This window comes from Acidicapsa acidisoli (genome assembly GCF_025685625.1).
Classification (GTDB): domain Bacteria; phylum Acidobacteriota; class Terriglobia; order Terriglobales; family Acidobacteriaceae; genus Acidicapsa; species Acidicapsa acidisoli.
Map to the genome: position 1 here is coordinate 924,830 of NZ_JAGSYI010000003.1, position 16,830 is coordinate 941,659.

The window sequence follows — 16,830 nt, forward strand, 5'->3', positions numbered from 1 at the left end:
ACCTGGGGGCGCCGGCGATCCGGCTCCAGCCCCCAAAACTATGCTGCCTGACCCGACTACTTACCCTGCGCGCGTCCGATGATTTCATCCGCGATCATCCGCGGCGCTTCTTCGTAGCGAGCGAACTGCATTGAATACGATGCCCGGCCCTGAGTCGACGAACGAATGTCATTCACGTAACCGAACATCTCCTTGAGCGGAACAATCGCCTTCACCAGCTGCGAACCCGCCGCATGCTCCAGGCTTTCGATCCGTCCGCGCCGGGAGTTGATGTCGCCAATGATCGTGCCGACGAATTCCTCGGGCACCGTGACTTCGACTGCCATCACCGGCTCAAGAAGCACGGGGCTGGCTTTCTTCGCGGCTTCCTTGAAGGCCATCGAACCGGCAATCTTGTAAGCCATTTCGTTCGAATCGACATCGTGGTAACTTCCGTCATAGAGCGTCACCGTCACATCGACCACTGGATAACCGGCCAGGATTCCACCATCCAGAGCTTCACGAATGCCCTGGTCGATCGGCTTGATGAATTCCTTCGGAATCGATCCACCCTTGATATCGTTGATGAACTCGTAGCCTTTGCCCGGTTCGCTCGGCTTCAAGCGAATCTTGCAATGCCCGTAGTTGCCCGAACCGCCGGTCTGACGAATGTACTTGCCTTCCGCCTCGGATTCCTTGCGGATCGTCTCACGGAACGCAACCTTAGGCTCGCCAACATTGGCCTCAACCTTGTGCTCGCGCTTCATACGGTCGACCAGAATTTCGAGGTGAAGCTCGCCCATGCCGCTGATGATTGTCTGTCCCGAATCCTCGTCCGTCCGAACCTTGAAGGTCGGATCCTCGTCCGAAAGCTTGCCAAGCGCCAAGCCCATCTTCTCCTGATCGGCCTTGGTCTTCGGCTCGATGGCGACCGAAATAACAGGCTCAGGGAAGGTAATCGCCGAAAGGGCAATCGGAGACGATGGCGCGCAGAGCGTATCGCCTGTCTTCAACTCCTTGAGACCCACGCAAGCACAAATGTCGCCAGCCATGATCTCGGTGATGTCTTCACGCTTGTTCGCGTGCATTTTCACCAGACGACCCACGCGTTCCGTCTTACCCGTGCGCGGATTCAAAATGGTGTCACCAGTCTTCAACTGCCCCGAGTACACGCGGATGAAGCCCAGCTTGCCGAACGGGTCATTGATCAGCTTGAAGCCGAGAGCCGAAAACGGCTCGCTGTCGTCCGAGTGGCGAATAAACACTTCTTCCGGATTCGAAGGGTTGATGCCTTCGATCGGCGGGATATCGAGCGGACTGGGGAGATAGTCCACCACCGCGTCCAGCAGTGTCTGAATGCCCTTGTTCTTGAAGGCCGATCCGCACATGACCGGAAAAAGCTTCAGACCGAGGGTTGCCTTGCGTAGACCAGCCTTGAGCTGGGCCGAGGTCGGCATCTCGCCATCGAGAAACTGCACCAGAATCTCGTCGTCGGTTTCGGCGACCATCTCAACCAACTGCATGCGAAAGGCTTCCGCCTTCTTGAGCAGGCTGGCAGGAATCTCTTCGACCGAATACTTCGCACCCATGGTTTCGTCGTGCCACAGAATGGCCTTCATATCCATGAGATCGATTACGCCCTTGAAATTAGCTTCCGCGCCAATCGGAATCTGGATGGCAACCGCGCGGGCACCGAGACGCTTGCGGATAGACTCCATCACGATCTCGAAATCTGCGCCGTTCTTATCCATCTTGTTCACGAAGCAGATACGCGGAACGCGATACTTGTCACCCTGACGCCAGACAGTCTCAGTTTGCGGCTGCACGCCCGACACCGAGTCAAACAGCGCAACGGCGCCGTCGAGCACCCGCAGCGAACGCTCGACCTCTGCCGTGAAATCGACGTGGCCCGGAGTATCGATGATATTGATACGGATGTTATTCCAGGTGCATGTGGTTGCAGCGGAAGTGATGGTAATTCCGCGCTCCTGCTCCTGCTCCATGTAGTCCATGGTCGCCGTGCCCTCATGCACCTCTCCGATACGGTGCGTGATGCCCGTATAGAAGAGGATGCGCTCGGTGGCAGTCGTCTTTCCGGCGTCAATGTGCGCCATGATTCCGATGTTCCGGCAACGATTTAACGGTACTGTGCGAGCCACGGATATTCTTCCCTGCGGACACCTTGGTCCGCTGTTATTGGTACTACTTGATTCGCTGCGGCCGAGCCCGAAAGCGCCCCGCCCTGCTACTCTTCTATCTGCAACCGGCTATCGCAAATTACCAGCGATAGTGCGCAAAAGCCTTATTGGCTTCCGCCATGCGGTGCACATCTTCCTTCTTCTTCATTGCCGCGCCGCGACCATTCGCCGCGTCAAGCAGCTCATTGGTCAGCTTGTCAATCATTCCCTTTTCGCCACGGGCGCGCCCATAGGTAATGAGCCAGCGAATCGCCAGAGACGTTCGGCGCTCCGGGTTCACTTCGATCGGAACCTGATAGTTTGCGCCGCCGACACGACGAGACTTCACCTCAAGGAGCGGCTTGCAGTTCTCGACCGCGCGCTTGAAGAGCTTGAGGGCTTCGTCGCCGCCTCGCTGCTCCAGGTTCGTCATCGACGTGTAGAAAATACCCTGAGCAGTCGACTTCTTTCCGCCCCACATTAATGAGTTCACAAACTTGGTGACCAGCGTCGAACCGTAAACCGGATCGGGAGCTACTTCCCGCTTCGCAATGTGACCTTTTCTCGGCATTCCTTAAATCCTTTTGCGCTCTGCTCGAGCCGCGTCAAAACCTGAGACTACTTCTTACCCTTGCCTGCCGGTGCCGCGCCGCCCTTGCCGCGCTTGGCTCCGTACTTCGACCGGCTCTGCTTACGATTGGCCACACCGACCGAATCCAGCGTGCCGCGCACAACGTGATAGCGAACGCCCGGCAGATCCTTCACACGGCCGCCGCGAATGAGCACAATCGAATGCTCCTGCAGATTGTGGCCAATGCCAGGAATGTAAGTCGTAACCTCGATCCCATTCGTGAGGCGCACACGGGCAACCTTACGCAGGGCCGAGTTCGGCTTCTTGGGGGTTTGCGTGTAAACGCGCGTGCAAACTCCACGCCGCTGCGGCGAAGCTTGCAGCGCCGGAGAGGCCGTCTTGTACCGTGGCGCCGTGCGCCCCTTGCGAACCAGCTGATTAAATGTGGGCAAACCGCAACTCCTTGAAACCGAACCGTTCAAAACCACTGCCGGGCAACATTCATTGCAACCGGCGAAAATCCTGTCATCGGCAAGCGCACACAGCCATATGGCTTCCCCGCGTTTTAAGCGCCCGAACACGGAGCGCAACAATGCGGAAGCCCAGGTTAGCTGCTTCGCGTCTGCCCTCGTACCAATACCAGACGAAAACCCGGACGGTGACCGTACGCTTCCTTCGATTCCAGAAAGGTCGATTCCGTTTCCTAAGTTTCGGCCTGCATAATCCTCCAAGGTGGAGGGGGTCGCAGGCACCGTAGCGAAAAGTCCAGCCCGCACAAGAGACGAGCTACTTCAGGACTATTGGGTGGCCCGATTTACCTTATTGAGCCTTTACCCTGGCGGCTTCTCAACCATCGGCTTTACCGACTTGAGGGCCGCTCTGCAAGATTTCCGCTTACAACACGCGGTTAACCCCGCTCTTGTGGAACCTTCTTACAATACCAAGAACCGTGGCCAAGGTCAATGGTTGCTTCCTTTGGAGAAGCCAAATGACAAGAAAATCTCATTACAATCGTTGGTGGAGTGTCTTCTGAAGATTAAATTTCTCTTTGTCGCTGAGCATGATTCTCTTTTTGAGCAGTGCTCGAAAGGCATCTTCGTCCGATTTCAAGCAAACCTGTGCATTCGGCGGACCTTCCACCTTGCGCGTAAAGCCTTTGTCATCAACCTCGATTCGAATCGGCTGCATCGGGCACAGCTCCGGCCGGAAGGTGTAAGCCGCCGCCACCGGATCGAACAATGTCGGGGTGGCGGAATGATTCGGCGTCTTCGCCACCCACTGGTGGTAGAGCAAGGTCAACTGATCGGTCAGCGGATAGCCGTCGGCAAATATGGCCTCTCGATCAGCAGCATCCAGGTGAATCTGGGTCGAATCCAACGGAGCCATAAAAATCGGGACTCCAACTGAGAAAAGCTTCGCCGCGCTTTTCGGATCGCACTTGATGTTCCACTCGGCGTCCGGCGGTTTCGGCGAACCATCCGCCGTAAGACCATAACCTCGCTCGACCGACCCGCCCATCATCACCACCCGTTTCAACTGGCGAAAAGTCTCTGGATCGCGGTCGATCGCGGCGCCAATATTGAAGAGCGGACCGATCGCGATCAGCGTAATCTCTCCCGGATGCCGCTTAATCTCCCCAAGCAACGCCGCAACCCCGTCTGGATGCTCCCGCGCCGGAAAACGCTCCGCGTAAGCCCGCTGGGTCATTACATTGTCTGTCTCGGTATGCACCCCCGCCGTCACCGGAATCGCCGACTCGCTGGTTGCAGCGAGAAAGCGGTCCACCAGCCGCGCGCGCGTCTCGGTATCTCCAAAGGCCGTTGAGATACCCAGAACATGCAACTCCGGGCTGCCGAGAATCAGCCCAAGCGCGAAGGCATCATCAATATCGTCCCCGATATCGGTGTCAACCCAGACCAATTGCGGCCTTTCCGTCTGAATTCCCTGTGCACCCACCTGCCCCCGCGCTCGGCTTGGCTCCATGGCAGCCAGAATAGCCAGAAAGGCAATCGCCGCAACCAGCTTTCCAACGGACAATTCATTTTTATAAAGTCGCATCAATGCGATCCTCGCAGCTTTTTGGATTCAACTCACACAAAGCAAAGACAAACAATCTCCCGTACAGTAGCATCATGGCAGGTTTCTAAGCCATAGATCGACGCGGCTTTTGAGCACCGCTCCGGGAACACCATACCGATGTCTGCGCCCCGAAAAATTCGCCGCTGGTTTTTCTGCGCGGTCGTCTGTCTCTCGCTTCTCGGCGGCATGAGTTCCCTGCCTGCCGTAGGTCAGTATGTGATCCCCCGCACGAGCCCCAAACTGACGGGAACGCCTGCAACCTTCGACCTGGACCGCGACCGTCAGTCTCTGGTCTCCCTAGATGGCCTCTGGCGCTTCCATCCCGGGGACGACCCGCACTGGTCGGAACCATCCTTCGACGATTCCAGTTGGCCGCTCCTGCACAGCGACAAACCGTGGTCCGTGCAGGGATACCCAGCCATGGGCGGATTCGCCTGGTATCGCTTCGCCATCCATGTACCGGCCACTCACCCGGCACTTTCGCTCGATCTTGCGCCGATCATGACCTCGTACGAGATCTTCGTCGACGGACACATCGCCGCTGCAGTCGGCCACATGCCGCCGAATATCTTCCCGACCGCGTCCTGGGACTATCGGACCGTTCCCCTCTCCGCTGCATCGTCCCAGGGCGACAACCGCGAGCAGACGATCCACGTCGCGATCCGTGTCTGGCACTCCAGCATCTGGGCCAGTTATATTGACGGCGGCCCGGCTTTTGGCGACAGCCTTGTCGGAGACTCCGAGCTGATCGCCGCCGAACAGAAGCATCATGAAGGCCGGCACCGCATGGTCTTCATCGACGTCTTTTCGTATTCAATCGCCGCCTCCATCATCGGCATCACCATCTTTGGCCTCTACCTGTTCCGGCCAAAGGAGCGTGAGTATCTCTGGTTCGCCATCCAACTGATGGCCACGTCTCTGGACGGAGCCCTGATCGTATCTAAGGAGCTGTTTGCCTTTCCGCCGATCCCTGTCTTCGATCTCCTCGACGGAATGCTCGTCGCCTGCGCTCAGATCGCATTTCTGCTCTTTCTCTCGAAGGTTCTCAAGGCTCGCCGCGGCTTGATCTGGCAGGCCGTTACCGCAATGGCCGCGCTCAGTTCCATCTTCGGAGTGCTTTACTGGCCCGGCTGGCTCTCCGCTCCGGCCGGTGCTCTTGTCCAGGTCTTTCTGCTTCTGCCCTCGTCCATCTGGATGCTCCTTACCCTGGCCGCAGGCGCGATTCGCCGCGATACGAACGCCCGCCTGCTTCTACTGCCCGTGCTTCTAGTTCAGGGCCTGTATGTAGCCGACAACATCACCATTGCGCTGAATCAGCTCGGCCTCGAAGCCGATCCCCGCCCGTTCGAGACACCATTCATCACCTCGCCCTATACCGTCCATCCCTACGTGCTGGCCGAATTGCTCTTTCTGCTCGCCATGCTGGCCTTTCTCATCCGCCGCTTCACCATCGCCCGCAGGCGGGAGGAGCGCTGGGAAGGTGCGCTCGAAGCCGCCCGCCAGGTGCAACACCTCCTGCTTCCTGAAGCAATTCCCCAGGTTCCAGGATTCTCCATCGACTGCATCTACCGTCCCGCGGACGCGGTCGGCGGCGATTTCTTCCAGATATTGCCTTGCGGAGACGGCGACCTCCTCATCGTCGTCGGCGACGTGGCAGGCAAAGGCCTGCCTGCGGCCATGATGGTCTCCATGATCGTTGGCGCCATCCGCACCGAGGCGGCCCACACCACCGACCCATCCGAGCTTGCGTCCACCCTGAATCACCGCATGACAGGCCGGAGCGCGAACGAGCTGGGTACCGGATTTACCACCTGCCTTTGCGCTCATCTCTCCGCGAGCGGGCGGCTAGTGCTGGCCAACGCAGGCCATCTCCCGCCCTATCGCAATGGCCGGGAGATGGCGATGCCCGGCGCCCTGCCGCTGGGAATGCTCGGCGGTATCACCTACGAGCTCGTAACCGCCCAGCTTCAGCCCAGCGACCGGCTCACCTTCGTCTCCGACGGCGTGGTCGAAGCGCAGAGCAAGTCCGGCGAGCTCCTCGGCTTCGACCGCACCCAGGACCTGAGCACGCGATCCGCCGCTGAAATCGCCGAAATCGCCAACCGCTTCGGTCAGGTCGACGACATCACCGTCGTAACCATCGATTTTCTGGGAATCCCCGCCTCCGTGGGCTCACTCCAGGAAAAGGAGGCAATGGCTCGCTGATGCACCAACCATTTGCCAATCCTACTGTTCACCTGCGCCAGCAGGACGCGAAGCTCATCCAGATCGTCGATGCAGCCCTGGCGGACGCAACCCTCCGCGCCGGCGCACATCTCGCCTGCCGTCCCGGCTGCACACAATGCTGTCACGGAGCCTTCGCCATCAACCCGCTCGATGCCCTTCGCCTGCGTTCGGCGATGGCCTCCATGGCTGAGACGCAGCCGGAACAGGCCGCCGCCATCGCCGCTCGCGCGCAAAAATTCCTGACTGAATTTGCTCCCGATTTCCCCGGAGACCCAGTAACCGGCATCCTGGGAACCAGCCCCGAAGAGGAAGCAGCCTTCGAGGACTTCGCCAACGAAGCTCCCTGCCCCGCGCTCAATCCCGAAACCGGCCTCTGCGACCTCTACGAAGCCCGCCCCATGACCTGCCGCGTCTTCGGACCACCCGTCCGGATGGCCGCCTCGTCGGATGGCGAACAACAGGAAAGCTCCAACGCCGGGAACGAAGATGGTTTCGCGATCTGCGAACTCTGCTTCACCACCGCCACTCCTGAAGAGATAGCCGCTGCCGAGATGACCATCCCTCACGCCGAAGAACAAACGTTACTCGACCAATTTGATCCCGTCGCCAAGGGCGAAACCATCGTCGCCTATTGCCTGGTTCCCGTGCCTCTCTCCCAACCCGACGCTACTGCCGCTTAAGCACCACCGTCGACTTCTCATCCGAGAGAATCGCCCCTTCGAGATGGCGAAACTCCGACGCCTTATCGGCAGGCAGTTGCACCTCCACTACCTTGAAGTCCCGCTCATAATGCAGCAGCCTGCCCTTCCCCGATGCCGGAACAGAGACCGAAGAATGGTAGCTGGCGAAGTTCATATCCACGTTGACGGGATCGGGCATCTCATCTACCACCCAGCCATCCGGCAATGCAATGTCGTAGCTGTCATGCCAGTGCCCCGTCGCCTGCAAATCAATCGGCACCGTGCGCGGCTTGTCATCATTAGGCAGCACATCCGAACCAACAACGCGAGGCCGCACCAGCAGCAGCGGACCAGCCGCATGGGCATACTGGCTGGCGGTCAGCTTGTAATGAAACTCCAATGGCTGATCCAGAGCCACCGGCTGCACGAACCGAAAGGAATCCAGCACCGCGCCGGGCACATCTCCCGCCACGCGCTTCTCCCAGTATTCGTGCCGCTCCTTTTCATCCGTGTATTTGAGCAGCATCCTCAATTCCCCGCCCTCGGGCCCGGAGTGGGAAGTATCGACCGAGCCGCTCAGCGTCCCGTCCGCCGAGAGCGTAAATGCCCCCTTGCGCTTCGTGCCATTGGTCTCAGGAGCAAGCACCGGCAGCGCGATAATCTGGCTCTCAGCGCCAGCCGCAAGAATCCCAAAGCTGCCCTGCTCATATGAAGGCAGATTCCCCACTGGCGTATGCTCATTCGTCGGGTCAAAGATCAGATACCGCTTGCCGCCCTTGCCCGTAACAACCGCCTTCAGGCGCGAATCGTGGACATCGGCGGGCAGCTCGATCGCTGCAATCATGTGATTCCCAAGCAACGACGGCTCAGCCGGATCGACAATGCCGCGATGATCGTCGACCGGCATATAATCGGCCCGAATGCCAGCCACCTGCAGCATGGAGACCAACAGCGTCGTCTTGTCCTTGCAGTCTCCGTAACGGTTGCGGAAAATGTCCGCCGCATGATTCGCCTGCAATCCGCCAATGCCACGCGAGACGACAAAATATCGAATCTCCCTTTGAATGGATTCTGTGATGCGGCTGAGCCTTGTATAGAAATCCGGCGCTCCCGCGATCAGTTCCTGAACCCTGGCGGTAATCTCCGGCGAAGGCTGGGGCCGGTCAGCCTCCAGCTTTGTCACCCACTCCCCGATCGCTCGCCACTGATTATCCCTGCCCTCGACCGCCGCATCGCCCCATTGCACCGACATGCGCGCCGCCAGAGCGCCCCATTCCGGGTGTGACGGAATATCCCGCAGCGTGAGATCGGGCATATCCCTGATCTCCCATCGCCAATGATTCGGCGATACCTCAACCGGCTTCACACCCGCATACTGATGCCATGCTTCCGCGTGGCTGCGACCAGCGGGCAGATCGACCTCCAATGCCTCGAACACCATGGGAATTTCGCTTTGTATATGCCAGACCTTCTCCTGCATATACGGCTTCAGCAACTCCTCGGACTCGCATACCACGACCGCGCCAACATCCACGGCAGGCGGATGCGCCACGCGGTACTTGTAGGTCGACAGCATCACCGGAATCCCCGTATCACCTTCGTCGGTGAAATCAGCTTCCTGCGCCTGATACTGCTTCTCATCCGCACCAATCGTCCAAACGCGGAAGTAGTTGATCTTCTCATCCACGTCGTAGGACACTCCGCACTCGTGGTGCCGCCCCTGCGGTTTGAGGATGCGAATTGCCTCGCGCTCCCGCTCCACCGCCCGGCCCTGTGTATCTACGGTTTCAACGTACTCATCGTAGAGAATGACCGCCGGTGAGTCCTTTGCGTAATACGGCGTATGTGTCTTGTAAGCATCGAGACCCCACTGCGGCACCGGCAGTTTTTCCTTGCCGAAGATCGAAGCCCCGCACGAGGCAGAGAGCAGCGGACCCCATAGCGACACAATTAACAAGCTTCGAACCGTTCGCATCCAAAATCCCCCACCTGGGCGTCCATCCATCAAATTCATCCCTCAGTTTCCGCCGTTTGCTGGAGCAACCTTCAACACCAACTGCTGCTGATCGGCTGTGGCCACCTTTTGATAGAAATCGCGCAGCGACGAGTAGTCCTTGGGCTCAAGCAGCGCAAAGGCTCGTGCGAAGGTCCGCGCAACAGTGATGTCGTTCTTCTTGGCAACCGACTTCAACTGAAACGCCGCATGGCCCGGCCAGGGGATCGAAGAATCAGGCGGCGCGCTTTCTACAGCAAATGTATCGGGCAGGTGGTAAGTCACCTCATCGCTGACGGTGTCCGCGTACTCCATATCCACCGGGGTCAACCGCTTCTCTTCGGCGACAAACGGGTGCTTTGCGCGTGATTCGAAAAACACACCCGGCAGGAAGACTCGCTTCCCAGTGGCCGTTCCCATGTTGCCGGAAACCTTCACAATCGCCATCAGCACGGAGTGATAATCGTCCAGTGCAAGAAAGTGATCCAGTTCCGCATCCACCCCATCGGGAACCATCCTGCGCAGTTCCTCATTGAATCGCTTCTTGACCTCATCTTCGTCGTTCTCAACTGCCGTCTCTCGCCACCGCAAGGCTGCCGGTCCATTCATCGTAATGCGGATGGTCCCTGTGATGCTGCCATCGCGGTCGATGGTCAGGTATCCGGTTCTCAGGGTCGACGCTTGTTTATACGAATTTCCGGGAGTGCCGCTTAACTCCGGCCCTTTTTCGCTCTGGCGCAGAGAAGACACCAGGGAGTGCCTCCAGTCCAGTTCGCCAAAGTCCGCAAATTTCGTGCCCGGATCAAGAGGCGTCTCCTTGCCGTCGATCGTCACCACCACCAGAACGTCCTGAAACTGCGAAAGCGATAGGAAGTAGGGGTTGAATATATCCCGATTCCTGTCGCAGACTGTCATCGCATAGGTCTTCAATCCCGCAATCCGCGCCATGGCCAGGTACAGCAACGCAATCTCATCACTTGTACCGCTCTTCCTGGTCCACACATCCTCGGCATCTTTGGCTTCCTTGAGATGCAGTTCCTTTAACTCCGATTCCGACTTGCGACGGGTGTAATCGGTGTTTTCGAGCGCCATCACCGCATCGTAGATTTTGTGCGCCTTTACATCTTCGCTATCTGCGGGCGCGACAATGGTTGCCACTGCGTCCTTCAGAGTCTTGGTCTCGCCGGCAAAGTGATCCATTTGTTTTGACCAGCGCTCACCCTCATGCTTCCAGAAGTCTTCCTTGGTGGAATACCCCGTGTAGTAAAACTGGACGCTCTCCATTAGAGCGGCCATAGGCGGCATGTATTCCTCATCCGGGACGGGCGCCACATCCGTGACATCCAGCGTGTACCTTCCGGACGCCTCATAGTTGACTTTGACGCCCTCCGGCAGCATCGAGCTATACAGTAGTTTGCTCGCCGCCTCCCCTCGGCTATTCACCACACGATGCAGGTATGCGAAAGGAAGAAAGGAGTAATGCGCCTTTCGCACAAAGTACTCTTGCTGGACCTCCCACTCCGGCGAGGAGAGTGTTTCATCGCCGTAGCGGAGCTGCCACCGGTACTCAAGAATGCTGCCCACCTCGACGCTTGGAAGAGTGAACACCATTTTGTTGATCTGGACTCCAGTCCCCTTGTGCTCTACCAAGTCCGACGGCTTCACGTCGAGCGGGATCACCGTCCCATCGGAATGGATCGTCCGCGCCTTGACGTCTTCCACCTTGAAAGCGCCCTTCGGATAAGGCACTCCGACAGTCGCAAGTTCCTTCCCCTTCTCGGTCAGCACTTTGATTCGCGCATAAAAGCTATGGAAATGCAGATTGTCATCCACCGTCTCTTCGCGATACAGGTAGATTGCTGCTGCTCCCGGAGCCTTCGGCTCTGCGGTCATTTTGAGCTCTTCGTCGGTAGGCGGTTGAAACTGGCCCCAGGAAGAAGCGGGAAATGCGAGAACCGCAGCCGCGAAGGCGACTTGCAGCCAAAGACGAAACCTCATCGTTACTCCAGTACCCAGCAATGAATAATTAACTTAAGGAACCGCTTTCCGCCGGCAGTCAGCCCGCGCAGATTCCAGTTTTGAGTTAGGGGATGCTATGCCAACTTAACCGGAGGATAGGGACTATGGCAAGCGCGAAACAAGAATGAGAGAGAATTTCGCACCGCGAGTGTTTTGAAGCGAGTTATCTCGATCAAAACTGTTTACTGCTTTCTATATACGAAAGTCTGCCCACTGAGTTATGCGGCCAATTCGATATCCTGGGAATTCTCTGTTCGAGACACCTGCGCCAGTCTGACCGGCATCGTCCGAAACAAAACGACTGGCTCGAGAACGAAGCTGAGCAGAAGCCGCGGAATCCGGCGGAAGTCATCGGCCATCGAGCGCCCCTGCTTGCCCGTTAGAAAGGTCCCATGCCGCATCACATGCCTGTGAAAAAGCGCCGAGATCAGTGTAAAGACACACACGCTCACCAGGGCCCGATGCGGAGCTGGCGCGCCGACCGTCCTGTGCAGCAGCCAATCCAGCAACTGTGCAAGCCCGGGCACACCCACCACGATTCCCAGGTCTCCAAGCCAGCGCCTGCGCAATCCCAATGCCGCCTGTTGCAACCCTGCGTAGACTCCCGAAGTCAGCGTCACATAAGCCATCTCAACCACGACGATTGCGAACCCATCTCGATTCCGACTGTGCGCCACCGCCGCGGCGTATACCACCGACCGCGCCGTCGCGCTCATCAGCGCGCATTTCCAATTCCAGGCAAAATTCCAGTTCCAGCGCGCCACTTCGCAATGGCTGACTTCAGTCGAGCAAATGGGATTCATGCCTTCATCTTGCCCTGTTCGCCCCAGAAGCAAATGAACGGCAGATTACATTGCCGCGAACTTCCGATCCCATCCGTTAATGAAACTGGTTCCTTTCCAGTGAGCCATACCGAAATCGGGATGACTTCAGGTTTGCCATTGCCTCAAGTAAATCAATTTAGTTATAGTCTTCTGGCATCCTTGATGCGGTGACAGGAGTCCTCCCCGTGAATCTGCAGCCCCGCCGAATCTTCTCCCGAATTGCCGTATTTTCTTCGCTAATTATTTTGCTTTCTATGGCTTGCGTGGCTCGCGCGCAGTGGAACCCGCCGAACCCAGTCACCAGCTTCACTCAGATTTCAGATGGGCTGGAAGTGCACCAGACAGCAGGCGTCCTGCGCATTCAGGTCACGTCCCCGGCGATCCTGCACATCACCTACGGTCCTGAGTCTGGCGCTCAGGAACATCCATCCGATGGCGTCCTGGCCAAACGGGACTGGCCGCCAGCGCAATTCACTGTCGAGTCCGACGCCAAAACGATCACGCTGACCACGGCTCAACTGAAGGCGATCATCGATCGCAGCACAGGCGCACTGGCCTATGAAACGCTCGCCGGACAGAGGCTCACGACCGACAGCTACCGCCAGTTGCATCCCGCCGAAGTGAACGGCGAAAGGACAAACCACGCCGAAGTCTTTTTCGCGATTTATGGTTCCAAAGAAGGCTTGTACGGCCTTGGACAGCACCAGGCGGGCGTCTGGAATTACCGCGGCGAAACCGTGGATCTGTCACAGGAAAACACGGATATAGCGATTCCGCTGCTCGTTTCGAGCAACGGTTACGGCATCTTCTGGAACAACCCTTCGCGTTCGCAGGTCAATAATCGCTTCGTTCACATGCTGTATCTGACCGCTGAAGTAGCCGACAAAGTCGACTACTACTTCCTCGCCGGACCGGAACCGGATCGCATCATTGCTCATTACCGCGAACTCACCGGCGATGCGCCCATGTTTGGCCGCTGGGCCTACGGCTTCTGGCAGTGCAAGAACAAGTACCAGTCGCAGGCGGAACTCGAGTCCGTTGCGGCCAAATATCGCGACCTGCACATCCCCGTCGACAACATCGTGCAGGACTGGTTCTGGTGGGTGAACATGGGCGAGATGAAATGGAACTCGAACTATCCCGACCCACCTGCGTTAATCAAGACCCTGCACGACGAGCACTTCCACCTGATGGTTTCGATCTGGCCGTACTTCCGTCCCGGTTCCAAGGAATACGAGACGATGGACAAGAACGGCTGGTTCATCGCCAAGACTCAGGTCGGCGGATTTCATCCAGTCGGTCAGGCATTGTATGACCCGACCAATCCTGAGGCTCGCAAGTACTACTGGGACAACGCCAACACCGCGCTCTTCAAGAACGGCGCGCCAGATGGCGTGGACGCATGGTGGCTGGACACGGATGAACCAGAGACCGAGGGCCGCGCCGACAACATCCTCGTCGACCACCAACTTCATCTCGGCAGCGGCGCGCGCTATGCCAACGTCTTTCCGAATTTCCACACAGCCGGTGTAGCCGACGGACAGCGTGCGGCTTCGGACAAGAAGCGTGTCTTCATCCTCTCGCGGTCAGCTTATGCGGGATCGCAGCGCAACGGTGTAACCGCCTGGTCCGGCGACGTGCTCTCGGACTTTGTGACCTTTCAGCGGCAGATCTCCGCCGGGCTCAACTACGCAATCTCAGGAATGCCTTACTGGACTACGGATATCGGCGGCTTCATCTCCGGCGGAGATCTGAATGATCCGAAGTTCCGCGAGCTGTTTGTTCGCTGGTTTCAGTTCGGTACGTTCTCGCCGATCTTCCGTGTACATGGAACGCGCAATCCCAGCGAAAACGAGCTTTGGTCTTACGGCCCTGAGACGCAGAAGATCCTGGTGGATTACGACACGCTGCGCTATCGGCTGATGCCCTATATCTACTCCGAAGCATGGCGCGTTACCAGCGAGCGCTATACGATCATGCGTCCGCTGGTGATGGATTGGCGCACCGATGTGAGAGCGCAGAACACGGGCGACGAGTTCATGTTCGGGCCTTCGATTCTGGTGAATCCGGTTTACATTCAGGGCGCAACGAGCCGCTCTGTCTATTTACCCAAGGCAACGTGGTATGACTTCTGGACCGGCGAAAAGCTGGAAGGCGAACAAACGTTGCAGGCCTCTGCGCCACTCGCCAGGCTGCCGCTGTATGTGCGTGCAGGTTCGATTTTGCCGCTTGGCCCGACGATGGAGTGGACAACGCAGAAGCCGGAAGATCCGACTGAGTTGCGTGTTTATCCTGGAGCCGATGGAGACTTTACGCTCTACGAAGATGAGAATGACAACTACAACTACGAAAAGGGCGCGCATGCAACAATCTCCATGCACTGGAACGATGCCTCGCAAACGCTCACGATTGGCGCTCGCGAGGGGAGTTTTCCGGGGATGCTGGAGAAGCGGACGTTTCGCGTAGTCCTTGTTAAATCCGCGCATGGAGCGGGAGTTGCGGCGAGTGAGACGGCGGAAAAGACTGTGGCTTACTCGGGCGAAAAGGTCCGCGTGAAGCCGTGATTGGACTGTGGAACACTCATTGTTCCACGTGGAACATTTCAGCGCTTCGTTCTTAGACAAAGCCTGTCAAGTGAATTTGTTGGATGTGGTTTGTTTTCGATGAGTTGAATTTGCGGCGAATATTGGCGTTATGTGTCTTGTTTCCTGACGCGCTTTTTCGATATAGCGTGGGCGCTATATGTGCATCAAAGCGCTGTGGGCTGAAGCGAGTATTCGTCGATCAACCACAAATCCAACGGACTGGAATGGAAGACGCGGGCGATACCGCTGTCATGCGGGTGAGGAAATTGCTTGGGGAAATGGCGGGGGTGTGGTTTGCTTAGGTTTATCTACCTATGCGGATTTTCCTGGAACGCTATTTTGAGTTTTCTCGTCTAGGCACGAACTGGCGCACGGAAGTACTGGCCGGGGTGACTACGTTCTTGACGATGGCCTACATCGTGCTGGTGAATCCTGCGATTCTGGCGCAGAGCGGGATGCCGTTGCCGGCGGTCACTGCGGCCACCTGTCTGTCGGCGGCGCTGGGATCGATTCTGATGGGAGTGGTGGCGCGGTATCCGATTGCGCTGGCGCCGGGAATGGGCCTGAACGCCTACTTCACCTATACGGTCTGCATCAAGATGCATATTCCATGGCAGACGGCGCTTGGAGCGGTCTTTCTGTCGGGAACGGTGTTTCTGCTGCTTACTGCGTTTGGGATTCGGCAGTTGATATTGCGGTCGATCCCGCAGGAGCTCTATGCGGCTGTTGCCTGCGGCATTGGGTTGTTTATTGCGTTCATCGGGCTGACCAAGGCGGGGCTTGTGGTGCAGAGTCCGGTGACTCTGGTGCAGCTCGGCAATATCAAGGATCCGACGACGGCGCTGTCGCTGCTTGGGCTGGGGCTGATGGTGGCGCTGGAGATCTGGAAGATCAAGGGGTCGATTCTGATTGGCGTGCTGACGGTGACGGCTGCTGCGTGGGCGCTGGGACTGACCCACTGGACCCGCGCCGGGGGCGGAGTGCAGAGCCTGACGGCCACTGCTTTCAAGCTGGACATCCCCGGGGCCTTTCGCGTGGGGCTGCTGGAGATTGTCTTTGTCTTCTTTTTTGTAGACCTCTTTGACAATCTCGGGACGCTTGTCGCGGTTACGAAGCGCGCGGGGTTGCTGGCGGCAGATCATTCGATTCCGCGGCTTAACCGGATTCTGTTTGCCGATGCCGCTGCCACGGTGGCGGGATCGCTCACGGGAACATCCACCGTCACGAGCTATGTTGAATCGACTGCTGGAGTGGCGGCGGGCGGGCGCAGCGGGATTACTGCGATTGTGACGGGATTGCTCTTTCTGGTTGCCATGGTGGCTGCGCCGTTTATCGGGATTGTGCCGTCGGCTGCGACTGCACCGGCGCTGATTCTGGTGGGCTCGATGATGCTCACGACGGTCACGGAGATTCGATGGACGGAGCCGCTGGTGGCTGTGCCGGCGTTTCTGACGGTGATTCTGATTCCGCTGACGTATTCGATCGCCAACGGGCTGGGGTTTGGGATTATCGCCTGGGCGGTGTTACATCTGGCTGCGGGGAAGCTGAGCCGCAGGGACTGGCTGCTGTATTTGCTGGCTGCTCTGTTTCTCGTGCGGTTTGTGTATCTTTCGGCAAGTTGAGGTGGTGCGGGAAATGGTTCGCCGCGTCGCTGTCGAGCTGGATGGAACTGGAGAAGCCGTTAAACTGGCAAGAGC

Annotated in this window: 11 protein-coding genes; 4 read left to right on the forward strand and 7 right to left on the reverse strand. The window is 58.0% G+C overall.

Going from position 1 to position 16,830, the window contains the following annotated elements; translation table 11 throughout:
• Window positions 1-56: 56 nt before the first annotated feature.
• From fusA to OHL23_RS21760, 4 genes are all read right to left on the reverse strand, one after another.
• Window positions 57-2,138, reverse strand: coding sequence for an elongation factor G (gene fusA, locus OHL23_RS21745; RefSeq protein WP_263354065.1), 2,082 nt, complete (start codon window positions 2,136-2,138; stop codon window positions 57-59).
• Between the two features lie 118 nt (window positions 2,139-2,256).
• Window positions 2,257-2,727: a 30S ribosomal protein S7 gene (gene rpsG, locus OHL23_RS21750; protein ID WP_263354066.1), complete on the reverse strand. Its 471-nt coding sequence runs from the start codon at window positions 2,725-2,727 to the stop codon at window positions 2,257-2,259.
• A gap of 47 nt (window positions 2,728-2,774) precedes the next feature.
• Entirely contained in the window at window positions 2,775-3,179 is a 405-nt protein-coding gene (gene rpsL / locus OHL23_RS21755; RefSeq protein ID WP_263354067.1) for a 30S ribosomal protein S12, read from the reverse strand.
• Between the two features lie 553 nt (window positions 3,180-3,732).
• Window positions 3,733-4,785, reverse strand: a complete 1,053-nt coding sequence (locus tag OHL23_RS21760; protein WP_263354068.1) for a nucleoside hydrolase — start codon at window positions 4,783-4,785, stop codon at window positions 3,733-3,735.
• Between the two features lie 138 nt (window positions 4,786-4,923).
• Between OHL23_RS21760 and OHL23_RS21765 the strand changes: the two genes are divergently transcribed.
• Window positions 4,924-7,011, forward strand: a complete 2,088-nt coding sequence (locus tag OHL23_RS21765; RefSeq protein WP_263354069.1) for a PP2C family protein-serine/threonine phosphatase — start codon at window positions 4,924-4,926, stop codon at window positions 7,009-7,011.
• Window positions 7,011-7,712, forward strand: coding sequence for a YkgJ family cysteine cluster protein (locus tag OHL23_RS21770; protein ID WP_263354070.1), 702 nt, complete (start codon window positions 7,011-7,013; stop codon window positions 7,710-7,712). The genes OHL23_RS21765 and OHL23_RS21770 overlap by 1 nt, the downstream gene beginning before the upstream one ends.
• On the opposite strand, the gene OHL23_RS21775 is transcribed toward OHL23_RS21770, so the two are convergent.
• From OHL23_RS21775 to OHL23_RS21785, 3 genes are all read right to left on the reverse strand, one after another.
• The gene (locus tag OHL23_RS21775; protein WP_263354071.1) at window positions 7,699-9,687 is read right to left on the reverse strand and encodes a DUF3857 domain-containing transglutaminase family protein; all 1,989 of its coding nucleotides are present in this window, start codon (window positions 9,685-9,687) and stop codon (window positions 7,699-7,701) included. The genes OHL23_RS21770 and OHL23_RS21775 overlap by 14 nt on opposite strands.
• Before the next feature lie 42 nt (window positions 9,688-9,729).
• Entirely contained in the window at window positions 9,730-11,703 is a 1,974-nt protein-coding gene (locus tag OHL23_RS21780; RefSeq protein WP_263354072.1) for a DUF3857 domain-containing protein, read from the reverse strand.
• 239 nt (window positions 11,704-11,942) lie between these two features.
• Window positions 11,943-12,527: a hypothetical protein gene (locus OHL23_RS21785; protein ID WP_263354073.1), complete on the reverse strand. Its 585-nt coding sequence runs from the start codon at window positions 12,525-12,527 to the stop codon at window positions 11,943-11,945.
• A gap of 206 nt (window positions 12,528-12,733) precedes the next feature.
• Between OHL23_RS21785 and OHL23_RS21790 the strand changes: the two genes are divergently transcribed.
• Both OHL23_RS21790 and OHL23_RS21795 read left to right on the forward strand, forming a co-directional pair.
• Entirely contained in the window at window positions 12,734-15,112 is a 2,379-nt protein-coding gene (locus OHL23_RS21790) for a glycoside hydrolase family 31 protein (RefSeq protein ID WP_263354074.1), read from the forward strand.
• A 335-nt stretch (window positions 15,113-15,447) separates the two neighbouring features.
• Window positions 15,448-16,755, forward strand: a complete 1,308-nt coding sequence (locus OHL23_RS21795; RefSeq protein WP_263354075.1) for an NCS2 family permease — start codon at window positions 15,448-15,450, stop codon at window positions 16,753-16,755.
• The last annotated feature ends 75 nt before the right edge of the window (window positions 16,756-16,830 follow it).